Below are 19,644 nucleotides of genomic sequence, written 5' to 3' on the forward strand. Positions count from 1 at the left end.
CCAGCCCCTGCCAGAGGGAACAAGGACCAGCCGTGCGACTCCAACTGTCGGTTGCAATTGTGGCATCTACCGAGGGGGTAATCGCCACTCACCGTCGTGAACTGAAGAACTCCTCCAGGAGTGCCGCCGAATCCTCGCCCAGGACGCCGGCGACGAGTTCGACCCGGTGATTGAGGCGGGCGTCCTGGGGGATGTTGTACAGGCTCCAGGCACCGCCGGCCCGCAGGTCGGCTGCCCCGTAGACGATCCGCTCCACCCGCGCCCACACCGCCGCCATGGCGCACATCGGGCAGGGTTCGAGGGTCACCACCAGCGTGTGCCCGGTGAGTCGCCAGTCGCCGGCGGCCCGCGACGCCGCCGAAAGAACCAGCATCTCGGCGTGGGCGGAGGCATCACCCAACTCCTCCCGACGATTGTGATCGGCAGCCACCACCGCCCCGGAGCCTTCGAGCAGCACCGCCCCGATGGGGACATCTCCGTGCTGTAAAGCGAGCCGCGCTTCCCCGAGTGCATGGCGCATGGGGGTGGAATAGTTGGGCAGTGTCATTGCCCAGGCTCCAAGGAGAGGGTCTCCTCTGAGCGCCCCCTCCGTCTCGGCCTGCGGCCGATCCACCTCCCCCTTCGGGGGAGGACGCGGAGGGAGAGGGATTTGAACCCTTCTCCGCGGTGTCGAGAGGGTCGGGGATCCTCGTTCGCCAGGTCCATGCGGAGCCGGGGAGTGTAGGAGGCGACGCGAGAAGGGGCCGGTTTCGCCGCCGGTAAGGCGGCGAAGACCGGGGAGCGGTGGTTTTCGCGGAGGGAGAGGGATTTGAACCCTCGTGGCGGCTTTCGCCGCCAACACGCTTTCCAGGCGTGCGCACTCGGCCGGACTATGCGATCCCTCCTGGTGGCCTGGGAGTGTAGGTCGGCCCCGGGTCAGGCCCCGATCCACTCTCCGACGAGGTCAGCGAGAAGGTCGAGGGGAACGGGACCGTTCTCCAGCACCGTGTCGTGATAGTCCTTGATGTCGAACCGACTGCCCATCGCCTGCTTCGCGTGTTCCCGGAGGCGGAACAACTCGCGCTGGCCGACCTTGTATGCCAGCGCCTGCCCGACGTACCCGATGTACCGATCCACCTCGTTGACGATGTTGTTGGGCGCTTGGGGGGAGTTCTTCATGAAGTAGTCGATCGCCTGCTGGCGGCTCCACCCAAGGGCGTGGAGTCCGGTGTCTGCCACCAAGCGCCCCGCCCGCCAGGAATCGAACGACAGGATGCCCATCCGCTCCAGGTCACCCGAGTACAGGCCCATCTCGTCGGAGAGCCGCTCGGTATACAGACCCCAGCCCTCGGTGTAGACGGTCACGTTGCCGTTGCGCCGGAAGGTGGGCACCCCTTCGAGTTCCTGGGCGATGGCGATCTGGAGGTGGTGTCCGGGGATGCTCTCGTGGAATGCGAGCGCCTCGGACTCGAACCGGGTGCGCGTCGTCGGCTCGGTGAGATTGATGAAGAAGATCCCCGGGCGGCTCTGGTCGTCGGCGGGAGGGAAGTAGTACGCCAGCGTGGCGTCGGCCGCCCCGATGTCGGGGATCGGCTGCACCATGCATGGCGCTTCGGGCAGGCGGCCGAACCACTGAGGGATTGCTTCGCGGGCGCGGGCCAGGGCGTCTTCGGCGGCCTGGTGCACCTGGTCCGCCGTTTTGAAACGGAGGGCGGGGTCGCTACGCAGTCGGTCATAGATGGTCGGTACGTCGGTGGTGCCGAGGACGGGACCGCCGAGCGCCCGATACTCGTCCTCGAGTGAGGCGACCTCGTCCAATCCGATCTGGTGCAGGTCGCGCGGGTCGAGTTCGAGAGTGGTGTAGCGCTTGACGGCCCGTCGATAGATCTCTTCGCCGTCGGGCAGCCAGCAAACGCCCGACTTCTCCGGCGGCCGGCCGTGGGGGAGGATGTCGGCGGCGATGCCATCGCGGTATCGGGCGAAGGCGGGTCTGACCACCTCGCGCACCTGTTCGATCATCTCGACGCGCCAGTCGTCGGCGTCCATCTCTTCGGGGAGGGAGATCTGCATGAAGGCATCGGCGGTGAGCGGCGACTCCAGGTACGCGTCGATCTGCTTCAGCACCTTCTCGATCGCCACCTGCGGTGGGGTCCGTCCGTTGGCTACACCCTCGCGGTGCCGCTGCAGGGCCTGGTCGAATAGGAGGCCGGTCTTCGATGCCTTCCCCAGGAAGGCATTCGCCTGCTCGGCGTTGTTGGCCCGAAGTTGCGACACGCCCTGGATCACATCCATATGGACTCCGAGCATCGGGTCGACCATGAACTCGGGCATCCGGGAACGCAGTCCGTCGGCCTGGGAGGCCGCTTCCGACAGCAGGACGTGCCGGGTGATCCGATCGTTCTTGTCGAGCCCGGTTGGGTCGACCGCCTTGGCCTGAATGACGATCGAGTCGAGATCGGCGGTGAGCGCCTCCTCGGCGCCGCGGGAGAGGTTCTCCACCTGGTCGTCGAAGCGATGATCGCCGAGCAGCGAGGCCCACAGGGGGCTGGCCTCCATGACCCGATCCCAGTAGCGGTCGGCCAGTTGCGAGAGCTGCTCGTTCATGCTTCCCCGTTCGTAGGCCCGCCGAACGATAGGGGGGTGAAGACGAGCCACTGCCGCCGGACCCGGGGATTCCGCCGGACCGGCCAGCGGCCAGCACGCCAGACCCTTCGCCCTCCCGTCACTGGCTGGGCCGTGGCGTGATGGAGAATCTCATCGGGGGGATTTCTTGGAAACGACTGCCAAACGGCTAACGATGTCCGCCAAAAATGCCGATCTACTTGGGGTAGTAGTCCTCTAGCTAGAAGGTGCTCATCACGCGAGTTTTCAACGGCTCTACGAGAGTCAACCGAGACAGGCCCAAGGTCGGGCTGGTCGCGGTCGCAGCAATGACGATTGCCCTGCTCATGGTCCCCTTCATGGCGTGGGCGGCGGAGCCCGTCGGCCTTGGCGTAGCGAACAGCTTCGCCGTTCTCGCCGGCACCACCATCACCAACACCGGGGGCACGACCATCAACGGTGATGTCGGCCTCCATGATGGAACCGAGACTCCCGGATTCGACGAGGTCACGTTGAACGGCGAACTCTTTGTGGCCGACGACGAAGCTTTGGCAGCGAAGAACGCGCTCACCTCGGCCTACCTCGACGCCGCGGGACGGACACCTGACAATGCCACCCTCGGTTCGGAACTCGGTGCAACCACGGTCTTCGGCGGGGTGTACGCGTCCGGCAGCGGAGCATTCGAGATCAATGGGGCCGTGACGCTCGACGCGCAAGGTGACCCAGACACCGTGTGGATATTCCAGATGGCCTCGTCGCTCACGACAGGCGCGGGCAGTTCGGTGGTTCTCACCAATGGTGCTCAGGCGTGCAACGTCTACTGGCAGGTCGGGAGCTCGGCAGATCTGTTCTCCAACACGACCTTCCGCGGGACCATCCTTGCTCTCACCTCCATCAACCTGCAGAACGGTGTGTCGATCTCAGGAAGGGCGCTGGCGCGTAACGGCGCGGTGACGATGGACACCAACACGATCACCCAGGTTGGCTGTGCTGCTCCTGTTGAAGCCACTACTACGACGACGACGGTGGCCGCCACCACGACGACCACCGCGGCTCCGGCCGCCACGACCAGCACCACCGTGGCACCTGTGACGACCTCGACTACGTCGGGCATCGATGTGTTGGTGACTCCGACGATCCCGTTCCCAGAAGGCGGGGCGCAGACGGGTGGGAGCCCGACATCGGGCACCCCGGACATGACGCTCGTTGTGGTCGGAGCCGTATTGCTCGCCTCCGCGGCCGGCGTATTCGGCTGGCGCATGCACTCGATCCGACGCAACTCGTAGACCGAGCCTCAGTTGAAGTCCACCTCGATCGGCTCCAGCCGCCGCCAGACCTTCATGGCGGCGGCTGCTGCCGTGATGGCTGTGACCGGGGTGATCGCGATCGTGTTGGCGATGCAGACCTCGGAGCACCAGGCCCCACAACCTCCGGATGACGCGTTCGGAGTCGTCGGGTCGTGGCGGGAGGTCCCGGCGCAGGTTGGGGCGGTCACGACCCCCGATCCGACTTCGGTCACCAGCACCCCGGTCGTCGCTGAGCCCTATGAGATCCCGTCGTCGCCACCGATCGCTATCGAGATTCCGGCGATCGAGGCCCACTCCACCCTTCAATACCTCGGCTTGACTCCCGACGGCGCCCTCGAGGTCCCGAAGTCACCGCGGTACCACGAGGCCGCTTGGTACAAGTATTCGTCGGAGCCGGGTTCGCCCGGCCCGGCGGTGATCCTGGGCCACGTCGACTCGGTCTCGGACGGCCGCTCGATCTTCTACCACCTGGGCGCCGTGCGTCCGGGCGACGAGATCCTCATCACTCGAAGCGACGGGCTGATAGCGGTCTTCGTCGTCGATGGTGTCCGCAGCTACCCGAAGGACCACTTCCCGACCTTCCTCGTCTACGGCCCCACCGAAGGATCGACGCTGCGGGTGATCACCTGTGGCGGCCGGTGGGACCGCTACGCGAACAGTTTCGAGGAGAACATCGTGGTGTTCGCCTCATTGACCGGCTTTCGGGAGACCCCGCTCCACTCCATCGTCAGCTGAGGGGCGGCTTCCACTCACCCCGAACTGGTCATTGAGCGTCGGTCGGCAGATCATCCGGAAACAGCGGCCGCGGCCGCCCCCGGTGCCACCGGTCGGTCGTTTCGCTGTCGCACGCCGGACAAAGGTGAACCGTTCGGATTCCCACGATCGACAGTTGGGTGCCGCGCGATTTCTCGACGATCGCCAGAGGCACCGGCTGGAGGTCTCCGCCTCCGCACCGCGAGCAGCGGGGATCGGTCGAACGCTCCCAGGTGATCCCGCAAGTACCCCAGGTGACGGCGATCGAATCCCCCAAAGGCACACCCTTCAGGTCACTCGTCTCGCCGCATGACGGACATTCGATGTCGATAGCCAAGGGCACCCCGCGCTTGGGCCACTGAGACTGCCGGTAACCGTAGCCCGCCACTGATCGGTGATCCGTCTCGATCGGGTTACACGGGCAACGGTGGTGGCGGGCAACCGCTCCTCAGAGCCCAATGATCGAGTCGAGCACGATGTCCGGATGGTCGCGTCGGGTCACGTTGAGCATATTTTCGCTCGGGAAGAGAGCCAGGAGCGTGCCGTCACGCCTCTCAGCGACCTCGACCCCCCTCTGGGCCGAGGCCGCCGCCCGTCCCGCTTCATTGGTGCGGCGAGCCAGCCGGTAGGGCACGGGGTCCAACCTCACCTTCGCTCCGAACTCTGCCTCCAAGCGAAACACCGCCACCTCGAACTGCATCTCGCCCACCGCGCCGAGTATCGGTTCTCGTTCCCCGCGGTCCCGGGTGTGCAGCGCCTGGATCACTCCCTCATCGTCGAGTTGGGCGATTCCCCGACGGAACTGCTTGTAGCGGGAAGTGTCGAGGTTGCGGGCGAGCCGGAAATGCTCGGGGGCGAAGGTGGGCAAGGTCCTGAATTGCGCCTTTCCGTCGATGCTGAGACTGTCGCCGATCGTGAGGTCGGAGGCGTTTACCAGTCCGACGATGTCACCGGGATATGCGATGTCCACGGTGTCGCGCTCGCGGCCGAACATCTGATGGGCGTACTTGGTGGTCGTGCTGCGACCGGTTCGATGATTGATGAGCGCGCCGCCTCGTTCAAAGCGTCCCGAGCACACCCTCATGAATGCAATGCGATCTCGATGGCGCGTGTCGAGGTTCGCCTGGATCTTGAAGATGAATCCGGCAAGGGGGGCGTCGAGCGAGCGGGCGCGTCCGTCTCGCTCGATCTGAGGCGTCGGTGTCGGGGCCATTTCCGCAATGGCATCGAGCAGCAGGCGCACGCCAAAGTTCCACAGGGCGGATCCGAAGAACACGGGCGTCGAAACACCGCTGAGGAATCTCTCCCGGTCGTGGTCCGCGCCGACTCCGGCGAGTACCGCCAACTCCTGCTCGGCCTCGTGCCGGTGCGGCGATCCAGCGATCGCCTCGAGGGTGGTTTGCTCCTCGGCGCCGATGTGAGCACCGCGGGCAGTGCGCTCGAACTGCCAGAACGAACCGTCACGGCGGTCGACCACGCCCTCGAAATCGGTGCCGTTGCCGACCGGCCAAGTCACCGGCGTCGCCGCCATCCGCAGCTGTCTCTCGATGTCGTCGATCAACTCGAGAGGAGCCATCCCAAATCGATCGACCTTGTTGATGAAGGTGATCAGCGGAATTCCCCTCGCTTGAGCCACCTGGAACAGCTTCAGGGTCTGGGACTCGACGCCTTTGGCGGCGTCGAGGACAATCACCGCTGCGTCAACGGCGGAGACCACCCGATAGGTGTCCTCCGAGAAGTCCCGGTGGCCGGGGGTGTCGAGGAGGTTGAACAGCACCCCGTCGTGCTCGAATCGCAACACGGTGGAGCTGATCGAGATACCTCGCTGCCTCTCGAGTTCCATCCAATCGGACGAGACATCACGTTGGACCCCGGCGCGTGCTCGAACCGCGCCCGCCTCCACGATCGCCCCGGAGTAGAGGAGCAGTTTCTCGGTCAGCGTGGTCTTGCCGGCGTCGGGGTGGGAGATGATGGCGAAGGTGCGCCGCCGCGCCGCTTCGGAAGCGATGGCGTCGGTCATGGCCGCCGTCCGATGGGGCAGTGACACACGACGGGGGAGGGGTGGGGAAGCGCGATGATCTCGGTCCTGTCTCGAGCGGACCGCTTGGCGGCCGTCAGCCGAATCTACTGCGGTCCGATGGGTTGCCGAACTCGGCCCCTCAATGGGTGGCGTTCGGATTCACGCCACGCCCCTCGAGCCACTGGGTGAGTGCTGGCAGAGCCGCCTCGTAGCCTCGCTGGGAGACGCTGATTGGATCCTCGAAATCGAGCATCGAGACTCCACTGATGTCGAGCTCGAGGTAGAAGTCGGCAAGGCCCGAAGCGAGCTGGCGGTTCCGCTCCCGCATCGACGCGGTGATCATCGAGCGCATCAGCACCGCCGAGATCCGGGGATAGCCGGGACTCTTCTTGCGCAGCTTGGAGCGGAGCGCCGACCAACCCGACACCGAGAGCCCGTAGTCATGGCGGGCCCTGGGCCCTGCCGGCGGAGCCACGTCGGCCGCGATCACCAGACCCCCCGGTGACATCTCGCGGGCGATGTCGATCGGCATGTTGTTCAGCACGCCGCCATCGATCAATAGCTGGTCTTCGAACGGGACCGGGGGCATCACCCCGGGAATGGCGGTGGTGGCTCGAATCGCCAACACCACCGATCCACGGCGGTGGAGGTGGATGCGCGACGCAGTCAGGTTCGTCGACACGCAGAAGTACGTGAGCCACAGGTCCTCGATCTCGCGGTCCCTCCAGGTGTTCTCGGCTTCGCCGGCAATCCGCTTTCCCTTGACGAGGGATACGAAGGGCAGCGTGTAGTCGAGGACGCGCATGAAGCTCTTGCGAGCCCATTCGGTGGCTTCGTCGGCTGTGAACCCTTCGGCCACTGTGGCCGCGATCACTCCGCCGATCGAGGTACCGCCCACGATGTCGATGGGGATGCCGAGTTCGTTCATCGCGCGGACCACACCCAGGTGAGCAAACCCCCGGCCACCGCCGCCGCCGAAGACCAGTGCGTTCGCCTTGCCGACAGCGACCCGGGCGACACGAGCGAGATCCTGATCGGACCCGTCTTCGACATTGATGACCTGGTCGCCCGAGAACAGGTCGCGGATCTTTGCCGAACCCGTCGGTGGTGAGGCTCGGGACGGCCGCATGACCACGACCGTGCGATCGAGGCCGGGTCGGCAGCCCGCGAGCAATCGTTCGAGATGCTCCACCTCGGCCGCCGTGGGGTCGTCGGGGGTGATGACGAGCAACCGATCGGCCATTCCCAGTGCCCGGCGCGACCAGGGGCCGGGCTCGGGGCCCAGTTCGAGGACCAGGTGATCGGTCTCGAGCTCGAAGTCCTGCACCAACCGGGAGACCCGGATTCCACCGATCTCCCCGCGCGCCGAGTCGAAGATTCCGGGAGTGTCGAGGAGGGCGTCGACACGTTGTGGCCAGAGGCGATAGGTACGGCCGTGACGGTCGAGTTCGTGCTTGATGACCTTGACCACAGCTTCGGCGTCGAGCCGTGGCGAGATAGCGAGGGCGAGAACGGTGCTGGGCGGGGCGTCACGGGCAACGTCCTCGGCCCGGGCGACAGCGCGGAGACAGAGCTCGAACATCATCCGCGGCTGGCTGGTGACCAGTTGGTTGAACGCCTTTTCGTCCATCCGCGCCACCACGGTGTCGCGCGCCGCGGTCAAGGTCGCCCCACGGGGGGTTTGCCCCATGAGGCCGAGTTCCCCGACGAATTCCCCCCGGCCCGCCTCGCCGATGCGAACCTCGTTGGGTGCGGTTCCTCTTGTCGCCGTGAGGCGACCTCGTACCACCACGTAGACCGCGTCCGACGCGTCGCCCTCTTTGAAGAGCACTGTTCCCTGCTCGAGCTTGAGCCATTGGACCGACTGGCAGGTCGACATCAGGGCCTCGTCGTCGTCGATCGCGAAATGGTCTGCGAGGAGCGACGCCAGTTCGGCGTACTCGGCACGCTGCACCGCCAGTTCGGCGAGGTGGTGGGAGAGGTCGGGGTTCGCGTCCAGGATCTGCTGGAAGGCGGAGGTCGGGTAGGCGATCAGCTCGGCGCGGGTTCGGGCGGACACGGTGACCGACCTCACTCCGCCGCCAAAGTGGGCCATCTCGCCGACAACTGCTCCTGGCTCGTCCACGATCGCGAGGAGAGACCGGTCGGCGGTCATGGTGCGCGAGACGGTGAGCGACCCTTCGACCAGCACAAACACCGTGTCGGCCGTGTCTCCCCGCCGCATCAGGATCTCACCGGGCTCGAGGGAGAGGCGAGAGGTGTTGGTGCCCTCCACCTGGGCACCGTCGATCAACACTCGGAGAGAAGGGTTCACCACGCCCGGCAACCTAGCCGAATAGACGGTCCATGGTCCATGGCCAGAGCGACGACGGCGGGGGCGGCCCGCCGCTTCCTGCCGGTAGCGGGCAGCGGGAAGCGGGTAGCGTCTCGGTTGCACGCCCGGAGGGACTCGAACCCCCAACCAGTCATTGGGGTGCGGAGCGCTGTGGAGTGGGGTTTCGAGCCCGGTTAGGGGTCGAAACGCTGCGACGGTCGGCCCTTGGGCCGACTGGTGGCCGCGGGGACGTTGCACGCCCGGAGGGACTCGAACCCCCAACCTCCTGGTCCGTAGCCAGACGCTCTATCCAATTGAGCTACGGGCGCATTCACTCACTTCCAACCGGCCGCCCACTGGGGACCTTCCGGGGCATCGCGAGCAGTCGGCATCGTAGCCGCGGGAGGAGTTCGCATCGGTGGTGAGTTTGTCGCTCAGGGCGGGTACGGGGCTACGCCGTTCACTCGGTGCGATCGCGGTGGACGCCCCACCCGCGGCGGTCGCGCGCCGGGTAACTTCCCGGCAACAGGAGGACATGACCAGTGTCGTTCGATGTTCACGACCAGGCTGCTTACGACGCGCTGCAGAAGAAGCTGATCCCGCTCTGGAAGTCGCTCCAGAGCATCAACACCGACCCGCAGACCATCGTGGTGGTTCCCTCCGCCGAGTTCGACCTAGAGCTCTCGCCCACCGAACTACAGGCGATCGAGGAGCGGTACCTGTTCTTCCTGCTGCTGCTCCGCCAGCCTCGAGCCCGGCTGATCTACGTGACCGGCCAGTCGATCCACCCCGACATCGTCGACTACTACCTCGACCTGATGCCTGGAGTGGTTTCGAGCCACGCCCGTAAGCGGCTGTACATGGTCTCCCCGATGGAGGCCACCCCCCGTCCACTCACCGACAAGATCCTCTCCCGGCCCCGGCTGATCGAGAGGATCCGCTCGTTGATCATCGACCCGGACCGCGCCCACCTCGTGCCCTACTGGGCGACCTGGAAGGACCGCGAGCTGGCGATGCGGCTGGGCATCCCCATGTACGGAGCCGACCCCAAGGACTCCCACCTCGGTACCAAGACCTCGAGCCGGAGGCTGTTCGCGGAATCCGGGGTCAACCATCCCATTGGCCACCAGGACCTGCCCGACCGGGAAGCAGTCGCCGATGCGCTGGTTCGGATGCGCCAGGCGAAGCCCGGCATGCGCGCGGTGGTGATCAAGCACAACGAGGGGGTGTCGGGCTACGGCAACTCGATCCTTGGGCTCGACGGGCTTCCCCCGGCCGGCGACTCTGATGAGGCCCCGGCCATCCATGATCTGCTCGATCGGATCCCGGTCGAGGCACCAGGTACACCCGAGAAGTACTGGTCGATGTTCGCCCGCGAGGGCGGGATCGTCGAGGAGATGGTCAGCGGAGCCGAGGTGCGCAGCCCCAGCGCGCAGCTGCGGGTCACCCCCCTGGGCAAGGTGCAGCTGCTCTCGACTCACGACCAGATCCTCGGAGGGGAGAGCGGCCAGATCTTCCTCGGTTCCCGGTTCCCGGCTGACCCGGCGTATGCGCCGATGATCAGCGTCGACGCCCTCAAGGTGGGTGAGCGCCTCGCCGCCCTGGGGGTGATCGGGCGCTTCGCCCTCGACTTCGTGGTGACCCGCGACGGGTCGGGACCGTGGTCTTCGTACGCCATCGAGATCAACCTCCGTAAAGGCGGAACCACCCATGGGTTCCTCACCCTGCAGTTCCTCACGGATGGCCGCTACGACCCCGAGGAGAGCGTGTTCACCGCTCCGAGTGGCAAGCGCAAGTTCTATGTGGCCAGCGACCATCTCGAGGTCCCGGGGCTGCAGGCATTGACCCCAACCGATGTGTTCGACGTCGCACTGATGCGTGGCCTGCATTTCGACCAGTCGACCCAGGTGGGAGCGGCCTTCCACATGCTGTGCTCGGTTCCCGAGCTCGGCCAACTCGGCGCCACCTGTGTGGGCGACTCGCCCGAGGAGGCGCAGGAGCGATTCGAACAGACGGAGAGGGTACTGGCTGAGGAGGCGGCGTCCGATCAGGGCAGCGGCTGAGGTTCGAGTTCGGGCGCCCCCTCGCATTGCGGGTGCCCACACAAACAGGTGATGCCCGCCCCGCTCTCCGCCATGCAGGCCTGATCACAGAACCCACCGACGTCGGTGACCTGGCAGGTACACGGTGAGTGGCCGCGGCCGCTTCGGGTTCCCACAGAGCGTCGCGGGGGATGTGATAACGACCTCCCACCGTCGCCGCCGCCTGGGCCGACATCCGGTCGAGGAAGAAGAGGGTGATTGCGGAGGCGGTCGCCGTCTTCAGAAACTCCCGGCGGTCGATGCGGAGGCGTCTGGCTGCCCGGTCGCACTGCTGTCGGGCGAGGCGGAGTGCCTCGGTGACCGTGGGCCCGAGCGGCTGGGGAAGAAACTCGCCGTTCGAGACAGGTCCGGCTTGATCGGAAGGCCTGGGTCCTCCTCCCGCCAGTCCATGCCGCCCCCTCGCGGTCGCCGTCATCAATGTAACCCGAGGTGGGGGTATCGAAGGGGGAGGCTGTTACACCACCAGTTCGAGCAGCCCCGGAAGGTTGGTGAACGTCGCCGGGGTGACACCGACCATCTCTCCATCGGCCTCGATCGGCACGGGCCGCTCGGTATGGATGGCGACCTCGCGACCCGACATCTGGATGATCAGATCGTCGGGCAGATGAGTGCCCCGGTAGATCTTCGGTATCAGGGTGAACGCCTGCCGTTTGGGGCCGATGTTCACCTGGATGTCGAATCGACCGTCGCCTGTATCTGAATGGGGCGAGATCTGCATTCCTCCACCGAGGTACCTCCCGTTCGCCACCAGGGCGTTGTGAGCCAGTCCCGTGTATGAGGCATCGCCTGCCGACACCGTCATTTCGACCGGGTCGAAGCCCGCCAGCGATGGCCAGAAGGCGATCAGGTACCGCGCCTTCCCGAACCAGCGAGGCAACCGCTCGGCTCGCTCGACGGTGGCGGCTGCCATCCCCGCCTCGGCGGCGTTGACGAAATACCTGATGACCGGCTCGGTTCCAGAGACGGGACTGCAGGCGATCTTCCCCACGTCGAGACGCCGGGTCCGGCCGGCGATCCCGGTCAGTTCGTGATCGACGTGCTTGGGAAAGCCGAAGCTGCGGGCGAAGTCGGCCCCCGATCCGGCCGCCACCACCCCCAATGAAGCAGACGACACCGGGCGATCTCGATCGATGAGCCCATTGGCCACCTCGTTGACGGTGCCGTCGCCACCGACGGCGACCACCGTCTCGAATCCGCCCAGCGCAGCCGCCCTGGCGAGGTCGACGGCATGCCCCCGGTGGGTGGTCTCGTGTACTTCGACGTCGAGGCCCGCCTCGGCCAGTGTCACGAGCAACCGGGTCAATTCGCGGCCGACTCTCCCGCGTCCGGCTCTCGGGTTGACCACGAGGGCGATGCGGCGCATCGGGCGAGGCTAACTGGTGCCGCGATGGGCCGGATACGGCGGCGTGGCTCGACGATTTGCCCGAAAGCGGCGCCTCCGTTGGGCTTCAGGCGCCCACTGCTCCGACCGACAACATTGAAGATGAATGAGGAAGCACCCGGGTCGCCGGACGCCCCGGATGGTCTCGAGAGTCGGCGCATCCACGTGCTCGGCGTGGCCGTCGCAATGGCAGGAGCGGGCGCGCTCCTGTACTTCTTTGCGCTCGTTCCGACCCCCTTCGCGGCCCCTTTCGAGATACCCATCTGGCTGATCGCGTTGGCGTTCGCGGCCACCGAAGTGTTCAATATTCGACTACACGTCCGTGCCAACGCTCACACCGTGTCGATGAGCGAGATCCCCCTGATACTCGGCGTGGTTTTTGCCGGCCCGGCAGCACTGATCGTCGGACGCCTGGTCGGCGCGGGTGTGGCGCGGGCCGTTCGACGCAAGCAACCCCCCTATCGGATGGCTTTCAACCTCGCCCTCTTCTTTCTGGAGACGGTGGTCGCACTGACGGCATATGGCTTCATTCTCGATGGTCGGTCGCCGGTATCCATGGCCGGTCTCGGCGTGGGCATGGTCGCGTTGACCACCTCGATGGTCGTCACCGCCGGCTTCGTGACCCTCGCGGTGTGGCTCGACCGTCCGGGGCGCGCCCTCGGTGCCGTAGCCCGGTCGATGGGCTCGGGGATGGTGATCTCTTTCCTTTCGGCAGTCGTAGGCATCGTCAGCCTTGTCGTCGCCTGGCGTGACCCCCTCGCCCTGGTGGCAGTGGCGGTGGTCGCCGGCGGCATGTACGGCGCTCTGCGCGTCTACGGCTCCCTCAGCCAGAGGTTCGAGGACCTGGAGTCCGTCTATGCCTTCACCAGTTCCGTCGACGCCGCCGTCGACACCGACGAGCTCATCGAGGCGACCCTTAGTCAGACCGTGGAGCTCTTCGATGCCGAGTTCGCCGAGGTCGTCATGGCGCGGGGGGTCGGATCGACCGCGGTCACTCGTACCGCCGATGGATCGCTGCAGCGGCGACCGGCCCCGCCGGGCGTGGTCGAGGCCATCACGGCTCACGTCGACGGGACCGCGGTGTTCCGGCTCTCGGAGCTGGATTCGGCAATCGTCGCCCACTACTCGTCCAAGGGGGTGACCGACGCGATGGCGGCGCTGCTGGCTGGAGGCGGTGGAACCGCCACGATGATCGTCGTCGGTCGCGGCCGCAGGGGAGGCGGGTTCACGTCGGATCAGATGCGGCTCTTCGACTCCCTCGCCCGACAGGCAAGGCTGTCATTCGAGCGCGGTCGGCTGGTCGACCGGCTGCGGCGTGAAGCCGGCCAGAAGGAGCACCAGGCGCTCCACGACGCGCTCACCAACCTGCCGAACCGACTCCATTTCTCGATCGTCGTCGAGGATGCCCTGCGCAAGGCCCAGGAACGCGGCGGGCGTCTTGCGGTCCTCCTCGTCGACCTCGACCGGTTCAAGGAGGTCAACGACACGCTCGGGCATCAGCGCGGGGACGTGCTCCTCCAGGAGATGGCGCTCCGCCTCAGCGATGCGTTGGGGGGCGATGAGCACATCGCTCGGCTCGGCGGGGACGAGTTCGGCATCATGCTTCGTGACATCGCCGGCATCAGTGAGGCCGTCGATTGGGCCCGCAAGATCGGTCGAGCCCTCCACCGACCGTTTCTCAACGAGGGCCTGGCGATTCAGGTGTCGGGGAGCATCGGCATCGCCATGGCACCCGACCACGGAACGGACGGCACCACACTCTTACGCCGTGCCGATGTCGCGATGTATGAGGCAAAATCGGTGGGCTCCTCGTTCGAGGTGTACGACCCGCGGCAAGACCAATACAGCACACGCCGACTCGCGATGGCCGCAGAACTTCGTGATGCCCTCGATCAGGGTTCGATCGCCATCGACTATCAGCCGCAGGCACGGCTGCTGGATGGCGCCCCGGTCGGGGTCGAAGCGCTCGCCCGGTGGTTGCACCCCCGGCACGGTGCCGTCCCCCCCGACGAGTTCATCGAACTGGCCGAGCGAACCGGGCTCATCCGCCCGCTCACCGAACACGTTCTGCGCACCGCCTTCCGCGATGTGATGCGGCTGCGGTCCGACGGCCACAAGATCTCGGTTTCGGTGAATATCGCCGCCGCCTCCCTCACCGACGAGGAGTTCCCCGACCTGGTGGCTCGCCTCATCGGAGAAAACGACGTCGACCCGCAGGCGGTCACCCTGGAGGTCACCGAGACCACGATGATGACCGATTCGGCCCGCGCCCGACTGGTGTTGAACGCCCTCGACGAATTGGGTGTAAAGCTGGCGATCGACGACTTCGGCACCGGCTACTCCTCGCTTGCCTACTTGAGCAACTTGCCGGTCGATGAGGTGAAGATCGACCGCACCTTCGTGATGGACATGGCCGTCGATCAGCGGTTGGCCAAGATCGTTACCTCGACCACCAGCCTGGTCCACAGCCTCGGCCTCGTCGTGGTCGCCGAAGGGGTGGAGAACCACGGCACCTGGGATTTGCTCAAGGCAGCTGGATGCGATGTGGCCCAGGGCTACTACCTGAGCCGGCCGATGTCGTTCACCGACCTCAGCGCTTGGCTCGCTTCGGGGGCCGTCCCGATGGGGGATGGGGGTCCGCGAGTCACTTTCGGCGGCATGACCGCCGAGTCGGCGTGACTAGTACGACCGTGCCATCGGTCGATTAGTCCTCTTCTTCTCGGCTGTGCGGCCGATACAGGACCCATAAGGTCACGATCCACTCCCACTCGACCCCGGCTGCGGCGTTCCCCGCGCTTTGCCCCCACCGGCATGGCAGCTGGACCTGATCGATCTGAATCGTGACCGCAGTCGCGGGCCCGCAAGGGCCCCGTGACTCGCGTTCGGGGTCAGCGGACGGGAGTGATTCGGTAGAGATCCCCTGAGAGCGTGGCCACGTAGAGCTCACCGTCGGCATCCATCCCGAACGATGTCACGAGGTGGCCGGTGCTCGCGATCCAGGTGGTCAGCTCTTCGGCATCGCCGCCGGCGTGGCGGAACGACTTGATGAACCCCCGGCAGAAGTCACTGAAGAGGTAGTGGCCGTCGAGTTCGGGCATCCGGTCTCCGCGATACACGTACCCGCCGATCACCGAGCACACCCCCGTCGAGTGATCTTCCTCATGCACCGGGAGTACGGTGCCGGCAGAACTACAACCACTGGATGGGCTGTGGCAATCGGTTCCTTCGAGGATGGGCCACCCGTAGTTGAGGCCCCCTGACGAGACCGACGAGACGTTCACTTCCTCGCGTGTGGACTGGCCGACGTCACCGACGTAGATGAGCCCCTGGTCCATCGAGAACCGCCACGGGTTCCTGAGCCCATAGGCCCAGATCTCATCGGCCCCCGCGCCACCCACGAACGGATTGGTTGCAGGTGAGGCATAGGGAGTGGCTGTATCGACGTCGAGGCGAATGATCGTTCCGAGGAGACTCGTGGTGTCCTGGGCCTCGTGGCCTCCGGTGCCGCCGTCGCCGATCGAGGCGTAGAGATAGCCGTCTGCACCGAATGCGAGGTTGCCCCCGTTGTGATTGGTGGCGTCGCCGTGTTCGATCTCGATGATGTCCGAGCCGGAATCGGGGTCGATCGGCCAACTGCCATCGTCCTCGAACTCCTCGATCTTGATGTCTCCGTTTGGCTGGGTGAAGAACACGAAGAAGCGGCCGTTCTCGACGAATGCGGGGTGGAATGCCAGCCCCAGCACCCCTTGCTCGCTCCCAGTCGAGATCCGCCCGGTGAGATCCAGCAGCGGCGTGGAGTGGTGTCCTCCCGGTCCGATCTCCCAGATCGGCCCTGATTGGCCCACCAGGAAGAGCCGGGGGTCACCCGGGGGCGAGACCGCGACGCCCGCTTGGTGGCCGGGCGGCAGGCTGGCGATGAGGGTCAGGGCAAGTCCCCGCAGGCACGAGGAGCGGACTTCCGCCGAGAAGCACTTGTCACGGCTCCGTCCGCCGTGAACCACATCGAATCCGCCGCCGCCGCGGATGACGTCGTTGCCTCTTCCACCGAAGATCTCATCCGCGCCTGAACCGCCTCGAATCTGGTCGGCCCCTTTGCCGCCACGAATCTGATCGGATCCGCTGCTCCCGAAGATGATGTCGTGGCCGGAACCACCGTTGATGATGTCGTCACCGCCACCGCCGCAGATCACGTCGTTACCGCCACGGCCGCGGATGATGTCGTCGCCGGCGGTGCCGACGATCACGTCATCCCCCGGGGTTCCGATCGTCGGTATGCCTGACGTCGCGACGATCGTCGCGGGCAGGCCGTTGCACTCGGGCACCCCGGCGGCGGCGCCCGTACCCGTGAGGGTGGTGGCCGCCATTGCGATGGCCATCACGATGCGTCGCACCACCCCAGTATCCCCTGTTCCCGGGTGAAGAATGCCTTCCGAGATGCCGATGGGGTCGGATGAAAACCCGGAATCGGTGGAGGCGTATCGGCAGGCCGCTGGTGTCGGCCGCCGTCGGCGGCTTGGTCGCGTGGTTTGCGTTCGTGGCCGATCGGCCGGTACCGGTGCTCGACTTGTTCGACCTGGGGGTTCACGAGGCGGGGCATTTGCTCGGGGCTTGGCTGCCGAGACTGGCGATGTTTCTCGCCGGGTCGGTCGCCCAGGTGGCCTTCCCGCTGGTCATGGCCAGCTATTTCTGGGCCCGGGCTCGTGATGCGGCTGCTTCGGGGTTCTGCCTGGCCTGGGCGGGAGCATCGGCCTGGGACGTATCGGTGTATGCCGGTGACGCAGTCACCCAATCGTTGCCTCTTGTCGGCGGCGGGGAGCACGACTGGGCCTACATCCTCGGCCCTCACGGGTTCGATGCCCTCCATATGACAGGGTCGGTGGCAGGGTCTATCGAGTTCTCGGGAGCCGTCATGGCCGTGCTCGGAATCGGCATTGCGCTGAAGTCCGCCGCAGCCGGAATCTCCCGGACGCCGTCGACGGTCTCTCGGATGCCGCCGCCGGCGCGAAGGTCGGTGGCGACCGCGCCGCACGATGGCGACCCGTGGCTTCCGGCCGCGGCGCTGCCGGTTCGGCACCCGGCAGACTGACAGCTAGAGGTCCTCGCCGGATCGGGCGCGGTGTCGCCGTCACCATCGGATCGGGAGGTGTCGCGGCCGCCGAGGAGCGCCAGGGGCTTTGGGTCGGTTCGCCATCCTGCCGGTTGCGCCATACCTTCACGCGGATGAGGATCAGAAGTGGCATCACCCGGCGGTTCGATTTCTCCTATCGATCGAACCGGTTCGCCGTCGTGGCGACGCTGGGGTCCGGGATCGTTGCCGGCTGCGTCGGTCTGTTGAGTGGCGGTGGCTGGTGGCCGGCGGTTGCCGACGGCGTTCTCGCCGGTGGTGCCTCCTTCTTGTCGTGGGCGACTGCTCGCGAGCTCGATCCCGACCACCCGGTGAGCGCCGGAATCGCGGCCGTGTTGGCCCCGGTTCTATTGGTCGCCGGTCCCGCCAACCTGCTCGTCATGACCGTGTTGCTCGTCTCGGTTCGGGTAGTTGGCGGCACCACCGGGCGTGCAATGAGGCCGATCGACCTGCTCTTCCTCGGCCTGGGGGCGGCGCTGATCTGCCTTCGGGCTGGCGGGGGTGCGGTCGCGACCGTCGCAGCACTCGCCCCTGCTCTTTCGGCGTGGTGGCATCGACCGGCGCGTCGCCTCCTCTTCGTCGGATCCGTGGCGATACTGCTGGCAGTGGCTGCGCTATCTGTCTTCATCGCTGACCCGGGGCCGTGGCTCCAGCCGGAGGGCCTCGAGCGGGGGCTGCTGGTCAGTGGTCTGGCCGCCGGCCTGGTGGCGACATGGGTGGTGGCACCGCTGCGATCGGCGACCGACAGCCGCCACGGAGGCCGGATTCTCGAGTCACGCATCCGGCTCGCCCGCGTGATGACCGTCGTTGCGTGCGTGGGCGCGGCGATGTGGTCAGGAGCCGCGGGGGTCCTGGCCGTCGCCCCCGCCTGGGCCGCCCTGGCCACGACCGCGGTGTCATCGATCGCCGCGTTGGCGGAGTGAGGGTCTATCGCGTTTCCTCCCCCGTAGGGGGAGGTGGCGCCGCCCGAAGGGCGGTGACGGAGGGGCCGTGCGGCGGTATGACGCGATGGCTACCTGCTCCCTGCCAATTCTTCGTACTCCCGGATCGCGTACCGGTCCGTCATGCCTGATACGTAGTCGATGGCGGCGGTGACCTCGTCGGCGCCGTGGTGGCGGTATGTATCAGGGACTTCGTCGGGGTGGGCGATGTAGTGGTCGGTGAGGGTGCGGATCACGGTGATGGCTTCATCACGCTGGACGTCGGCCTCGGGGCGCAGGTAGACCCGGTGGAACATGAAGACGCGCAGTTCGTTCATCGCGTCGAGGGCGGCCTGCTCCATGGTGACCTCCCCTCGCCGGATCGACTCGTCGACCACGGCGTCGATCATCGACCGGATCCACTCGCCGCCGGGTTCACCGAACACTTGACGCGGCGTGTCCGGTAGGTCGGCGTAGGCGATCACCCCAGCCCGCACCGCGTCGTCTACGTCGTGGGTGAGATAGGCGATGCGGTCGGCGAATCGGCAGACCATGCCTTCGGGCGTGGCCGGCGGCGGATCGATCTTCCACGAGTGCGCCCGGATTCCGTCGCGCACCTCCCAGGTGAGGTTGAGCGGCTCAAGCACCTCGAACACCCGCACGCTCTGAGCGGCGTGGTGCCACTCGCCGGGAACGTAGGGGGTGAGGGCGTCCTCCCCGATGTGGCCGAACGGAGAGTGGCCGACGTCGTGCCCCAGGCAGATGGCCTCTGCGAGTGATTCGTTGAGCCGCAGGTAGGTTGCAAGAGCGCGGCCGATCTGGGTCACCTGGAGGGTGTGGGTGAGCCGGGTGACAAAGTGGTCATCGTCGGGGTTGATGAACACCTGGGTCTTGTGCTTGAGCCGCCGGAAGGCCTTCGAGTGGAGGATGCGGTCGCGATCCCGTTCGAAAGCGGTCCGTCCTGGGTCCGCTTCTTCAGGGATCGAGCGGCCGCGGGAGTCAGTCGACCGCGTCGCCGACGCAGAGAGCATGGTGCGCTCGTGCTCCTCGGCGTCCTCGCGGGTTCGGCGCCTCAGGAACCGCGGGGAGGGGACCCCACCTGCCATCAGAGTTCGGCTTCCAACCGAGCGTCACTCGAAGAC

14 protein-coding genes and 2 tRNA genes are annotated in these 19,644 nt (G+C 66.4%); 6 read left to right on the plus strand and 10 right to left on the minus strand.

The features are described 5' to 3' along the window. Nucleotides 1–88: 88 nt before the first annotated feature. The 3 genes from WD184_03835 to WD184_03845 form a co-directional block, all read right to left on the minus strand. The gene (locus WD184_03835) at nucleotides 89–547 is read right to left on the minus strand and encodes a nucleoside deaminase (GenBank protein ID MEX0825874.1); all 459 of its coding nucleotides are present in this window, start codon (nucleotides 545–547) and stop codon (nucleotides 89–91) included. Between the two features lie 246 nt (nucleotides 548–793). Continuing rightward, a tRNA-Ser gene (locus WD184_03840) sits at nucleotides 794–884 on the minus strand. A gap of 31 nt (nucleotides 885–915) precedes the next feature. Then, the gene (locus WD184_03845) at nucleotides 916–2,583 is read right to left on the minus strand and encodes a DUF885 domain-containing protein (protein MEX0825875.1); all 1,668 of its coding nucleotides are present in this window, start codon (nucleotides 2,581–2,583) and stop codon (nucleotides 916–918) included. 326 nt (nucleotides 2,584–2,909) lie between these two features. Between WD184_03845 and WD184_03850 the strand changes: the two genes are divergently transcribed. Both WD184_03850 and WD184_03855 read left to right on the plus strand, forming a co-directional pair. Beyond that, nucleotides 2,910–3,866, plus strand: coding sequence for an ice-binding family protein (locus WD184_03850; GenBank protein MEX0825876.1), 957 nt, complete (start codon nucleotides 2,910–2,912; stop codon nucleotides 3,864–3,866). 12 nt (nucleotides 3,867–3,878) lie between these two features. Further along, nucleotides 3,879–4,622, plus strand: coding sequence for a class F sortase (locus tag WD184_03855; protein MEX0825877.1), 744 nt, complete (start codon nucleotides 3,879–3,881; stop codon nucleotides 4,620–4,622). Nucleotides 4,623–4,650: 28 nt separating this feature from the next. Here WD184_03855 and WD184_03860 read toward each other — a convergent pair whose 3' ends face one another. From WD184_03860 to WD184_03875, 4 genes are all read right to left on the minus strand, one after another. Next, nucleotides 4,651–4,977 (minus strand): DUF6300 family protein, encoded by a 327-nt coding sequence (locus WD184_03860; protein ID MEX0825878.1) that lies wholly within the window; start codon nucleotides 4,975–4,977, stop codon nucleotides 4,651–4,653. Between the two features lie 111 nt (nucleotides 4,978–5,088). Beyond that, a complete protein-coding gene (locus WD184_03865; GenBank protein ID MEX0825879.1) occupies nucleotides 5,089–6,660 on the minus strand; it encodes a peptide chain release factor 3 in 1,572 nt (523 codons plus the stop codon). 139 nt (nucleotides 6,661–6,799) lie between these two features. Next, entirely contained in the window at nucleotides 6,800–8,956 is a 2,157-nt protein-coding gene (locus WD184_03870) for a cyclic nucleotide-binding domain-containing protein (GenBank protein ID MEX0825880.1), read from the minus strand. A 273-nt stretch (nucleotides 8,957–9,229) separates the two neighbouring features. Further along, nucleotides 9,230–9,303: transfer RNA gene (locus WD184_03875), tRNA-Arg, on the minus strand. Nucleotides 9,304–9,516: 213 nt separating this feature from the next. Here WD184_03875 and WD184_03880 point away from each other — a divergent pair. Then, complete coding sequence (locus tag WD184_03880; protein MEX0825881.1) at nucleotides 9,517–11,037, plus strand: peptide ligase PGM1-related protein; 1,521 nt, start codon at nucleotides 9,517–9,519, stop codon at nucleotides 11,035–11,037. A gap of 493 nt (nucleotides 11,038–11,530) precedes the next feature. Here the strand turns inward: WD184_03880 and WD184_03885 are convergent, their stop codons facing one another. Then, complete coding sequence (locus tag WD184_03885; GenBank protein MEX0825882.1) at nucleotides 11,531–12,439, minus strand: diacylglycerol kinase family protein; 909 nt, start codon at nucleotides 12,437–12,439, stop codon at nucleotides 11,531–11,533. Between the two features lie 120 nt (nucleotides 12,440–12,559). On the opposite strand from WD184_03885, the gene WD184_03890 reads away from it, so the two are divergent. Then, nucleotides 12,560–15,136 (plus strand): bifunctional diguanylate cyclase/phosphodiesterase, encoded by a 2,577-nt coding sequence (locus WD184_03890; GenBank protein MEX0825883.1) that lies wholly within the window; start codon nucleotides 12,560–12,562, stop codon nucleotides 15,134–15,136. A 209-nt stretch (nucleotides 15,137–15,345) separates the two neighbouring features. Here WD184_03890 and WD184_03895 read toward each other — a convergent pair whose 3' ends face one another. Continuing rightward, a complete protein-coding gene (locus WD184_03895) occupies nucleotides 15,346–16,848 on the minus strand; it encodes a PQQ-dependent sugar dehydrogenase (GenBank protein MEX0825884.1) in 1,503 nt (500 codons plus the stop codon). 59 nt (nucleotides 16,849–16,907) lie between these two features. On the opposite strand from WD184_03895, the gene WD184_03900 reads away from it, so the two are divergent. Further along, nucleotides 16,908–17,543 carry a hypothetical protein gene (locus WD184_03900; protein MEX0825885.1) on the plus strand — a complete coding sequence of 212 codons (636 nt, stop codon included), beginning with the start codon at nucleotides 16,908–16,910 and terminating at the stop codon, nucleotides 17,541–17,543. Nucleotides 17,544–17,677: 134 nt separating this feature from the next. Next, a complete protein-coding gene (locus tag WD184_03905) occupies nucleotides 17,678–18,505 on the plus strand; it encodes a hypothetical protein (protein ID MEX0825886.1) in 828 nt (275 codons plus the stop codon). An 89-nt stretch (nucleotides 18,506–18,594) separates the two neighbouring features. Here WD184_03905 and WD184_03910 read toward each other — a convergent pair whose 3' ends face one another. Then, the gene (locus tag WD184_03910) at nucleotides 18,595–19,608 is read right to left on the minus strand and encodes a deoxyguanosinetriphosphate triphosphohydrolase (protein ID MEX0825887.1); all 1,014 of its coding nucleotides are present in this window, start codon (nucleotides 19,606–19,608) and stop codon (nucleotides 18,595–18,597) included. Between the last annotated feature and the right edge of the window lie 36 nt (nucleotides 19,609–19,644).

The organism is Acidimicrobiia bacterium, from assembly GCA_040878325.1.
Classification (GTDB): Bacteria; Actinomycetota; Acidimicrobiia; order Spongiisociales; family UBA11373; genus JAUYIV01.